This is a genomic window from Streptomonospora mangrovi (assembly GCF_027604915.1).
GTDB lineage: Bacteria > Actinomycetota > Actinomycetes > Streptosporangiales > Streptosporangiaceae > Streptomonospora > Streptomonospora mangrovi.
Genome location: NZ_JAJAQC010000004.1, coordinates 260,909 through 271,015, shown reverse-complemented (window position 1 = coordinate 271,015; position 10,107 = coordinate 260,909). Strand labels below are relative to the sequence as shown.

Below are 10,107 nucleotides of genomic sequence, written 5' to 3'. Positions count from 1 at the left end.
GGTGGGTGGCCGGGACGTCGGGCGTCCCCGGCCACCCACCGCCGCGCGTCCGCGACCGCGCCCTCGGGTGCCGGGTGGCGAACAGCGCACCCGAAGGCGCGGCCGGAACCGTGCGGCTCCGGCCGCCGGTCGCGGCGGGACTGGGGGGTTACGGCACCGGCCGCACACCTCCGGCACGGTGCGCGGTCCCGCGCGGCCTGCCCGCGGCGCGGGACCGCGCCGGCCGCCGCCGGGCGGACCCGGCGGCGGCCTCCGGGCCGGTCAGGGGGCGGCGTGCACCGACACCGGCGCCGCGCCGGCGGCGGAGCGCTCGGCCTCGTCCACCTTCTCGATGCGCACGGCGGCGGCCTTGTACTCGGCGGTGCCGGCGACCGGGTCGGTGGCGTCGATGGTGAGCAGTTGGGTGTCGACCTGGTCGGGGAAGTGGAAGGTCATGAAGACCAGCCCCTCCCGCATCGCGGTGCTGATCGCCACCGGCACCAGCACCGAGCCGCGCCGCGAGGACACCCGCACGATCTCGCCCTCGGCCAGGCCCAGGCGCGCGGCGTCCTCGGGGGAGATGTCCAGGGTCTCGCCCCGCCGCAGCGGGGAGGAGAAGCCGCTGGTCTGCACGCCGGTGTTGTAGTCGTCCAGGCGCCGGCCGGTGGTGAGCCGGAACGGGTAGTCGTCGTCCAGCAGGTCCACCGGCGGCGAGTGGCCCACGATCCCGAACGGGGCCGGCCGGCCGCGCTCCTCGGGGTCCTCCGACCACAGGCGGGCGTGCAGGTAGGTCGGCTCCAGGCTGTCCTCGGAGTAGCACGGCCACTGGATGCCCTGCAACCGCGCCAGCCGCTCGTAGCTCATGCCGCGGTGGATGGGCGAGAGCGAGCGCAGTTCGTCCCACACCTCCTCGGCGCTGGGCCGGCGCCAGGGGTGGCCCAGCCGCTCGGCCAGGTCGCACAGGATCTCGATGTCGTCGCGCGCGCCGGGCGGCGGGTCCAGCGCCTTGCGGACCAGTTGCACGCGCCGCTCGCTGTTGGTGAAGGTGCCGTCGGACTCGCACCACGAGGCGCTGGCGGGCAGCACCACGTCGGCCAGTTCGGCCGTGCGGGTCAGGAAGATGTCCTGCACCACCAGGTGGTCCAGCCGCCCGAGCCGGCGGGTGGTGGTGTGGGTCTCGGGCTCGGACTGCACCGGGTTCTCGCCGATGACGTAGAGGGCCTTCAGTTCGCCCTCGTCCATCGCCTCGAACATCTGGGTCAGGGTGCGGCCCTTGCTCGGCTGGATGGTGGTGTCCCAGGCGGCCTCGAAGCGCGCCCGCACCTGGGGGTCGAGGATGTCCTGGAACCCGGCCAGCCGGTCGGGGATGGCGCCCATGTCGCCGCCGCCCTGCACGTTGTTCTGCCCGCGCAGCGGTTGCAGGCCCGAGCCGTGGCGGCCCACGTGCCCGGTGAGCAGCGACAGGTTGATGAGCGCCTTGACGTTGTCGGTGGCGTTGTGGTGCTCGGTGATGCCCAGCGTCCAGCACAGCTGGGCGCGCTCGGCGGTGGCGTAGGCGTGCGCCAGTTCGCGGATGGCCTCGGCGGGCACCCCGGTCTCGGCCTCGGCCGCCGCCAGGGTCCAGGGCTCCACCAGTTCGCGGTACTCCTCGAAGCCGGTGGTGCCGCGGCGGATGAAGGTGTCGTTGGCCAGGCCGGCGTGGATGATCTCGCGGCCGATGGCGTGGGCCAGCGGGATGTCGGTGCCCACGTTGAGGCCCAGCCAGCGGTCGGCCCACTGCGCCGAGGAGGTCCGGCGGGGGTCCACCACGAACAGCCGGGCGCCCCGGTGCACGCCCTTGAGGACGTGCTGGAAGAAGATCGGGTGCGCGAAGCGGGGGTTGCCGCCCCACACCACGATCAGGTCGGTGTCCTCGACCTCGGCGTAGGAGGAGGTGCCCCCGCCCGAGCCGAAGGCCGCCGCCAGCCCGGCCACGCTCGGGGCGTGGCAGGTGCGGTTGCAGGAGTCGACGTTGTTGGTGCCCATGACGACGCGGGTGAACTTCTGGGCCATGAAGTTCATCTCGTTGGTGGCCCGGGCGCAGGAGAGCATCCCGAACGCGTTGGGGCCGTGGGTGTCGACGGCGGCGGAGAAGCCGGCGGCGGCGCGGTCGAGCGCCTCGTCCCACGAGGCGGGGCGGAGTTCGCCGTTCTCCCGCACCAGGGGCCGGGTGAGCCGTTCGTAGCTGCCGGGCGGATGGTCCTTCGATCGCATGGTGTCGGCCTCGCTTGGGGTCTCATGGCCACTGCGGTTCGTCAGCCGCGCGGGGAAACGCTGGGAGAGCGCCGCACTACGCGGTGCTGCTGATTCTGCACTACCCGAGATTGCTCAATATTGTCTACAGTATGCGCCGTCGCGGCGGCGGGCAAGGGCGCGGCCGGACGGGTGCGCGGCGGGGCAGGGTGCTGCGGGGGAGTCGGCGCCCGGGTCGGGGCGGGTCGCCGCTCAGGCCGCCGTGGCGGGCGCGGTGCGGGCGGCGTCGAGTCCGGCGGCCACGCTGCCGTCCAGCAGGCGGGCGTTGAGCAGCCGGGCGATGGCGTCGACCGTGCGCAGGGTGGGCACCTCGGCGCCGGTCAGGTCGGCCAGTTCGATGACGGCGGTGAGCAGGACGTCCAGCTCCATGGGCCGGCCGCGCTCGACGTCGTGCAGGGTGGAGGTGCGGTGGTCGCCGGCGCGCTCGGCCCCGGCCAGGCGGCGCTCCACCGAGACGTCGGTGCGCACGCCCAGCCGCCCGGCCACCTCCAGCGTCTCGCGCATCATCGTCAGCGCCAGTTCGCGGGTGGAGCGGTCGCGGCAGATCTGCGCCATGGTCGAGCGGGTCAGCGCGCTGAGCGGGTTGAAGGTGATGTTGCCCATCAGCTTGACCCAGATGTCCTCGCGCAGGTCGGGCTCCACCGGGCACTTGAGGCCGCCGGCCCGCATCGCCTCGGCGAAGTCGCGGCAGCGCGCGGAGTCCGAGCCGTCGGGCTCGCCGATGGAGAACCGGGTGCCCTCCAGGTGGTGGATGACACCGGGCGCGGCGATCTCGGTGGCGGCGTAGACCACGCAGCCGATGGCGCGCTCGACGGGGATGGCCCGGCTGACCGCGCCGCCGGGGTCCACGGTCTCCACCCGCCGCCCGGCGAAGGGGCCGTCCACCCCGTGGAAGTACCACCAGGGGATCCCGTTCTGCGCGGCGACCACGCCGGTGCCCGGCCCCATCAGCGGGCGCAGCATCGGGCCGCAGGAGGCGTAGTGCTGGGCCTTGAGCCCCAGGAAGACGATGTCGACCGGGCCGACCTCGCGGGGGTCGGCGGTGGCGTTGGGGCGGGCGGTGAAGTCGCCGCGGGGGCTGAGCACGCGCACGCCCTCGGCGCGCAGGGCCTCCAGGTGGGCGCCGCGGGCGATGAGGTGGACCTCGGCCCCGCCGCGGTGCAGGGCCGCTCCGGCGTAGGCGCCGATGGCGCCCGCGCCGAGGATGGCGATTCTCATGATGGGCTCCGTTCGCTGGGCGGAACGATTTTGTATACAGTATGCTGAGTGTCTGCGGTGTTCGAGGGGGCGGCGGCGGAAAAGGAACGTGCGAATGCGGAGGAACGGCAACATCCCGAGTTCTTCTCGGTGCCGTACGCGCCCTCTGCCGTGCGCCCTCCGCCGCCGCGGGGCCGGACACCGCGGCCGGGCCGGGGTTCCCCGCCCCGCGCGGGGTGCGGCAGCGGGTGCCCTGGGTGCCCGCGGCCGGTCCGGCGCACCGCCGGTGCGCCCGGTGCGATCGCGGGTCGGCGAGCCGTCCGCGGGCTCGCGATCGCCCTCCGGTGCGCGGCCGGGCCGGTTTCCGTGTAGAGGTGCTCGGGATTTCGTAGACTGTCTACACCATCCACCGACGCGTACGACGAGCAGGAGCGGCGCCATGACCACACAGCCGTTGAAGGCCGCGCTGGGCGGGCGGGTGCAGCGTCCGGTGCCGCTGCGCGAGGCCGTCTACGAGACCATCCTCAACCTGATCATCACCCGGGAGTTCCCGCCCGGCCGCCACCTGGTCGAAAGCGAGCTGGCCGAGCAGTTGGGGGTGTCGCGCCAGCCGGTGCGCGAGGCCCTCCAGCGGCTGAGCAACGAAGGCTGGGTCGACCTCCGCCCCGGCTACGGCGCCTTCGTGCACACCCCCACCGAGAGCGAGGCCGACCAGCTCCTGGCCGTGCGCTCGGTGCTGGAGACCGAGTCCGCGCGCCTGGCCGCCCGCCAGCCCCACCCCGACCGCACCGCCCACCTGCGCGACCTGTGGCGGGCGGGCGTGGCGGCCGTGGAGGCCGGCGACGTCGACCGCGTCGTCACCGCCAACGCCGACTTCCACCGGGGCGTCATCGAGGCGTCGGGCAACCGCGTGCTCGCCGAACTGGCCGCCCAGGTCGACCGCCGCGTCCGCTGGTACTACGCGCCCATCGCCCGCTCGCGCGGCATGGCCTCCTGGCACGAGCACGCCGGGATCATCGACGCCATCGCCGAGGGCGACCAGGCCGAGGCCGCCCGCCTCATGAGCGAGCACACCGAGCGCACCCGGCTGACCTACCACGCCCAGATCGACCGCCCCGCCTGACGCCCGGCCGGACACGCCGGCAGCCGGCCGCCCGCGGCGGCCCCTCAACCGACCGGGACGCTCCGGCCGGCCCGGACCGGGCCGCCCGGAGCGTCCCGCCGCGCGCGGTGCCCTACACGTGGTCGCGCGGCACCACCGTGTTCCACGACCGCGCCGCCACCCGGGCCTCGCCCTCGAACGCGTCCAGCGTGGCGTTGATCCGGAACTCCTCGGGCGTGGAGGTCAGCACCGTCTTGGTCACCGTCTCGACCACCCAGTCGCCCCGCCGGAACCGCATCAGCCACTCGGTGCTGCCGCACGGCGAGGAGAAGTCGTCGCCCTCGGAGGTGTACACCTCCTCGCTGCGCCGGGTGACCTCCAGGTCGATGTCCTCGAACCGCACCGTGCCCAGGTCCTTGACCACCTTCAGCGCCGAGCGGTAGCCCACCAGGTCGCGCTCCACCAGCCACTGCTCGTCACCGGGCGCCACGTGCTCGGTCTCCAGCGGCGGAGTGCCCTCGGCCTCGCCGAAGGGGTCGGGCGCGACGTCGTCGGGCGTGTCGTTGGGCCGCACGGGCAGCACCAGGTCGGTGCCGCCCTCCAGCAGCACCGTCAGCACCACCGGTTCGGGCGGCGGCCAGGCCAGCGGCCAGTAGGAGGTCGACACCGACACCCGCAGCTTGTGCCCCGGCGGGAACACCTGGGCCACGCCGTTCATCGGGATCGCCACCCGGTAGCGCTCGCCGGGCACCAGCTCCTCGGGGCAGTCGTGGCCCTTGGCGTGGGTGAGGTTGAGCAGCCCGTAGGTCACCCGGGTGGCCTTGCCGTCGGGCGCCACGTCCGACAGCCGCACACTGGCCATCGCCACCGGCTGGTCCACCGTGAACTCCAGGTTGACCACGGGCGCGCCCAGGATCTCCAGCCGCTCGGTCAGCACCTCGCTGTCGAACACCACCGAGCCGCCGTCGTCCTCCCGCTGGTCGTAGGGCAGGTCCGGCGGGGCGTTGTAGGAGCACCACTTGCCCGCGAACTGCCCGACCGTCAGCGGCGACTGCACCGTGGCGATGTCGTGCTCGACCTCCTCGCCGGGCGCGGCGATGCGGTGCAGCGCCAGGGGGCGGCGGTGCTCCAGCACGCGCGGCGAGGGCCAGGAGTCCTCGCCCACCCACCGGCCGGGCCGCTCGGCGTAGGCGGTGGAGGGCGGCACGCTCTCCTGCATCCAGATGCGCAGCGTGGGCTCGTCCATCACGTCGTTGTCGACGTCCTTGAGCCAGCGGTCCCACCAGCGCACGCACTGCTGCATGAACCCGATCGCCGGACCCGGCACGCCCAGGTGCGGGTACTTGTGCGACCACGGGCCGATCAGCCCCAGGCGCGGCACGTCCAGCCCCTCCATCAGCCGGAACACGGCGTTGGAGTAGCCGTCGGCCCACCCGCTGACCGCCAGGACCGGCGTGCGGATCGCCGACAGGTCCTCACACACCGACCCGTGCCGCCAGTAGTCGTCGCGCCGCTGGTGGCGCAGCCAGGTGTCCAGCCACAGCCCGCTGTGCTTCAGCCGCTCGCGCCACATCTCGCGCCAGCGGTCGCCCACCACCGCCGGGTCGGGCGGGCAGGAGGTGTAGGCGAACATGGTCGAGGCCCACGACAGGTTGTCGCCCAGCAGGCAGCCGCCCATGTAGTGCACGTCGTCGGCGTAGCGGTCGTCGGTGGAGCACAGCGTCACGATCGCGCCCAGGCTCTCCGGCCGGCGGGCGGCCACCTGGAGGGCGTTGAACCCGCCCCACGAGATGCCCATCATGCCGGTCCGGCCCGAGCACCAGGGCTGGTCGGCCAGCCACGCCAGGATCTCCTCGGCGTCGCGCAGCTCCCGCTCCAGGTACTCGTCCTGGAGCACCCCCTCGGAGTCGCCGCTGCCGCGCAGGTCGACGCGCACGCTGGCGTAGCCGTGGCCGGCCTGGTAGGGGTGGATCGTGGAGTCCCGCTGGGCGGTCAGGTCGCGCTGCCGGTAGGGGATGAACTCCAATACCGCCGGCACCGGCTCGTCGGTGTCGGGCCGCCAGACGCGGGCGGCCAGGCGGACCCCGTCGGACATGGGGATGAAGATCCCCTGCTCCTCGATGATCTTGTAGGGCAGCGCTGTGACGGTGCGCATGCAGGGCGTCTCCCTTCTCGCGTCGGACGCTGGTCAGCTCAGCGGTGGTCTCCGTCCTCGACGTCGTCGACGTCCTCGATCTCGAACGGGAGCCGGGCCAGGCACAGCTCGTAGGTGTTCTTCAGCCCCTCGGTGTCGTTGGCGCCGGTGAAGATTTCGGCCAGGCAGTAGCTGTAGCTGTCCTGGTCGGGCAGGTCCGACAGCCGCGTGCCCGGCTCCACCAGGATGTTGGCGGCAGTGCCGGGGATGTCCTCGCTCATGCGGGCCACGTCGTCGGCGTCGGGCGCGGTGCGCACGATCCCGTCGGAGAACCGCCGCAGGAACCACTTGGCGCCGGCGTTGTGCTGGCCGCCGCCCTCGCGCAGGTGCGGCTCGCGCCCCAGCGCCAACTCCACCACGTAGGCGTGGTTGGGGTAGCCGTCCACGAACTCCAGCAGCCGCGCGTGGGACTGGGAGTGCCGGGGGTTGACCTCCAGCAGGCAGGTGCGGCCGGTGTCGGGATCGTGGAAGTACTCGATGTTGAACGTGCAGTTGTCCAGCCCCAGACGGGTGACCACCTTCTCCGACACCTCGGTGACCTGCTCGATCACCGGGCCCGGCAGGTCGGAGGGGTACTGGTAGCGCAGGAAGCTCGCGGTGTCGGGGTAGTTGTGGGAGTCCACCACCCCGTAGACGTGGGGCCGGCCGCCGTAGACGAACCCCTCCACCGTGAGCTGGCGGCCCGAGCACTCCTCCTCGGCCAGGCACGCCACGCCGCCGGCCTTGGCCACGGCCTCGGGCATCTCGACCTTCTCCAGCACCCACTCGAAGGGCTCGCCCACCCGGCCGGCGCCCTCCTCGATCTGGGCCAGCGCGTCGCGGAACTCCGCGTCGTCGGTCACCCGGAACGCCAGCTCGGAGGAGAACGACTTCACCGGCTTCAGCCACATCGGGTAGCTCAGGTGCTCGGGCGGGCGCTCGGAGTCGAACGGGATCTCGGCGAAGCCGGGGATCTCGTCGATGACCTCGGCCTGCTCCAGCCGGCTCCAGTACTTGTGCTCGCACTTGACCACGGCCTCCAGCGGGGCGGCGGGCAGCCCCCGCTCGGCGCACAGCACCGGCACCAGCGTGCTGACGGGGAAGTCCCAGTAGCCGATGATGGCGTCGACCGAGCCGTCGAACGCGTCGAGCTGCGCCCGCGCCTCGGCCACCACCTCGCCCAGGTCGAGATCCTCCGTCCCCTGGAGCCGCTCCTTGGTGAGCAGCGGATGGAACCGGTAGTCCTCCGATCCCGGGATGCTGCCGAGGGTCTCGCGGTTCATCTCGTCCAGACCGAGGACGAAGATGTTCTTGGTCATTGGGGCACCTTTCTCGTCTTTCGCCGGGTGGCTACCCGGGGATGACGGGGATGCGATGCCCGATCGACGTGATTCGAACCTCGGCGGGCCGCCTCAGCCGCCCAGATACCGCAGCACGGCGAGGACGCGGGGGCTGTATCCGGAGGAGTGGGACAGCTCCAGCTTGTCGAAGATCGAGGAGATGTGCTTCTCCACGGCGCTCTGCGACACGTGCAGCCGCTTGGCGATCGAGGCGTTGGCGAACCCCTGCGCCATGTGCTCCAGCACGCTGCGCTCCCGCTCGGTGAGCCGGGCCAGCGGGTCGGCGCGCGTGGTGCGCGCCAGCAGCCGGCGCACCACCTCGGGGTCGATCGCGGTGCCCCCGGCGTGCACCCGCTCCAGGGCCTCCAGGAACTCCTCGACCTCCGAGACCCGGTCCTTGAGCAGGTAGCCCACGCCCTCGCCGCGCCCGGCCAGCAGTTCGGCGGCGTAGCCCTGCTCCACGTACTGCGACAGCACCAGCACGCCCACGTCGGGGTGGGACTCGCGCAGGCGCAGGGCGGCGCGCAGGCCCTCGTCGGTGTGGGTGGGCGGCATGCGCACGTCCACCACCGCCACGTCGGGCTTGTCGGCGGCCACCGCCGCCAGCAGCGCCTCGGCGTCGCCTACGGCGGCGGCGACCTCGTGGCCCTCCTCCTCCAGCAGCCGCACCAGGCCCTCGCGCAGCAGGATCGAGTCGTCGGCGAGGATGAGCCGCATGGTCACTCCGGAAGGGGTCGGCACGGTGGCGGGGTCGGCGCCATTATCGCAAGTCGCGCGGTGCGCGGCGGCCCGGCCGGGCGCGGCCCTCAGGGCTGGCTAGGCTGGGGCCATGGCGCACCGACACCCCAGCAAGCTCAACGCCGAGCACGTGGCGCACCCGGGGGCGCGCCGGCTGCTCAAGGCGGAGCTGGCCAACTGCGCCGAGTGCCGCGCCCAGGGCGACGCCGACGCGCTGGGCGACAGCGCGGTGCTGGACTCTTTGCTGCACGGTTTCGTCCTCAAGCGCGCCGAGCAGTGGCGCAACCGCCACTCCCGCTACCCGGTGACCCTCTACGACCTCGCGCCGCCCGACGAACTGCGGTTCCTCGACATCGCCACGCGCGAGGTGGTGCGGCTGTGCGTGGTGGAGGGCCGCGCGGGCGACCGCGTCGAGACCGCCGGGGCGCTGGCGGAACTGGCCAACCTCACCGACGAGGAGCGGGCCCGGGTGCTGGGCGACCTGGTCGACGGCATCCTGGAGGACGAGGGCTGACCAGACGAGGGCTGACCAGACGAGGGCTGACCAAGGGTGAGGCGGGCCGCGCCGCTGTGACCCGAATCGGTAACAACTCCCCGAACAGTGGGAACCGGGGCCGTCCCCGGCACATCACATCTGGCAGCATCGTTCGGACATCCCACACGTACCCAGCAGCCTCCATGGGCTCCTACGGGGAGGAATCGCAGATGAGTTACGGGCCGCCAGGGGGCCACCCGCCGCAGGGACCCGGATGGGGACCCCCGCCGCCGCCCCCGCCCCCCGGTCCGCCGCCGGGCGGACCCTACGGTCCCGGTGGAGGCGGAACCGGCGGCTACGGCCCGCCCCCGCCGCCGCCCCCGCCCGGCATGGGCGGCAGCGGCCAGCCGCCGGCGAGCCAGGGCAGCGCCATCGGCGCGCTGATCGCCAACGTCGTCGGCCTGTGCCTGTGCTGGCCCTTCGGGATCATCGGGATCATCCTTGGCATCGTCGCCGTGGTGAACCTGAACACCAACCCCTCCACCGCGCGCACCTGCTCGCTGATCGCCTGGATCCTCTTCGGCGTCAGCGTCGTCGTCGGCATCGCCTACTGGGTGCTCTACGGCTTCGCCGCGTTCTCGGCCTACTGAGCCGGCCGACCGCACGCGGCCGGCCGCCCTGGGCCGGCAGAGCCGCCCCTGACCCGCACGGGTCGGGGGCGGCTCTTTTCGGCCCCCCTTCACGTTCACACCGACGCCGCACCGACGCCGGTCAGCCGGTCGGGGGCGCGGGGTCGGGCGCGCGGTCACCG

At 73.2% G+C, this 10,107-nt stretch carries 8 protein-coding genes; 3 read left to right on the top strand and 5 right to left on the bottom strand.

All coding sequences use genetic code 11. The annotated features are described in order from the left end of the window. Positions 1-261 precede the first annotated feature (261 nt). Positions 262-2,232, bottom strand: a complete 1,971-nt coding sequence (locus LG943_RS04075; RefSeq protein WP_270070799.1) for a molybdopterin oxidoreductase family protein — start codon at positions 2,230-2,232, stop codon at positions 262-264. 231 nt (positions 2,233-2,463) lie between these two features. Continuing rightward, positions 2,464-3,489 carry a 2-dehydropantoate 2-reductase gene (locus LG943_RS04070; protein WP_270070798.1) on the bottom strand — a complete coding sequence of 342 codons (1,026 nt, stop codon included), beginning with the start codon at positions 3,487-3,489 and terminating at the stop codon, positions 2,464-2,466. A gap of 418 nt (positions 3,490-3,907) precedes the next feature. On the opposite strand from LG943_RS04070, the gene LG943_RS04065 reads away from it, so the two are divergent. Then, positions 3,908-4,591, top strand: coding sequence for a GntR family transcriptional regulator (locus tag LG943_RS04065; RefSeq protein ID WP_270070797.1), 684 nt, complete (start codon positions 3,908-3,910; stop codon positions 4,589-4,591). Between the two features lie 112 nt (positions 4,592-4,703). Here the strand turns inward: LG943_RS04065 and LG943_RS04060 are convergent, their stop codons facing one another. The 3 genes from LG943_RS04060 to LG943_RS04050 all read right to left on the bottom strand — a co-directional run bounded on the left by LG943_RS04060 (position 4,704) and on the right by LG943_RS04050 (position 8,800). Further along, positions 4,704-6,725, bottom strand: a complete 2,022-nt coding sequence (locus tag LG943_RS04060; protein ID WP_270070796.1) for a CocE/NonD family hydrolase — start codon at positions 6,723-6,725, stop codon at positions 4,704-4,706. Between the two features lie 38 nt (positions 6,726-6,763). Next, on the bottom strand, positions 6,764-8,062 hold the full coding sequence (locus tag LG943_RS04055; RefSeq protein WP_270070795.1) for an ATP-grasp domain-containing protein: 1,299 nt from the start codon (positions 8,060-8,062) through the stop codon (positions 6,764-6,766). Positions 8,063-8,155: 93 nt separating this feature from the next. Continuing rightward, positions 8,156-8,800: a response regulator transcription factor gene (locus LG943_RS04050; RefSeq protein WP_270070794.1), complete on the bottom strand. Its 645-nt coding sequence runs from the start codon at positions 8,798-8,800 to the stop codon at positions 8,156-8,158. 112 nt (positions 8,801-8,912) lie between these two features. Here LG943_RS04050 and LG943_RS04045 point away from each other — a divergent pair, with 112 nt between their 5' ends. Together LG943_RS04045 and LG943_RS04040 are read left to right on the top strand one after the other, a co-directional pair. Next, the gene (locus tag LG943_RS04045; protein ID WP_270070793.1) at positions 8,913-9,335 is read left to right on the top strand and encodes a hypothetical protein; all 423 of its coding nucleotides are present in this window, start codon (positions 8,913-8,915) and stop codon (positions 9,333-9,335) included. Positions 9,336-9,685: 350 nt separating this feature from the next. Next, positions 9,686-9,946, top strand: coding sequence for a hypothetical protein (locus tag LG943_RS04040; protein WP_270070792.1), 261 nt, complete (start codon positions 9,686-9,688; stop codon positions 9,944-9,946). Positions 9,947-10,107 lie beyond the last annotated feature (161 nt).

What these genes read in the sequence shown, in the direction of transcription:
- LG943_RS04055 (WP_270070795.1), bottom strand. Translation starts at nt 8,062, where the DNA reads ATGACCAAGAACATCTTCGTCCTCGGTCTGGACGAGATGAACCGCGAG.
- LG943_RS04070 (WP_270070798.1), bottom strand. Translation starts at nt 3,489, where the DNA reads ATGAGAATCGCCATCCTCGGCGCGGGCGCCATCGGCGCCTACGCCGGA.
- LG943_RS04045 (WP_270070793.1), top strand. Translation starts at nt 8,913, where the DNA reads ATGGCGCACCGACACCCCAGCAAGCTCAACGCCGAGCACGTGGCGCAC.
- LG943_RS04065 (WP_270070797.1), top strand. Translation starts at nt 3,908, where the DNA reads ATGACCACACAGCCGTTGAAGGCCGCGCTGGGCGGGCGGGTGCAGCGT.
- LG943_RS04075 (WP_270070799.1), bottom strand. Translation starts at nt 2,232, where the DNA reads ATGCGATCGAAGGACCATCCGCCCGGCAGCTACGAACGGCTCACCCGG.
- LG943_RS04060 (WP_270070796.1), bottom strand. Translation starts at nt 6,725, where the DNA reads ATGCGCACCGTCACAGCGCTGCCCTACAAGATCATCGAGGAGCAGGGG.
- LG943_RS04050 (WP_270070794.1), bottom strand. Translation starts at nt 8,800, where the DNA reads ATGCGGCTCATCCTCGCCGACGACTCGATCCTGCTGCGCGAGGGCCTG.
- LG943_RS04040 (WP_270070792.1), top strand. Translation starts at nt 9,686, where the DNA reads ATGGGCGGCAGCGGCCAGCCGCCGGCGAGCCAGGGCAGCGCCATCGGC.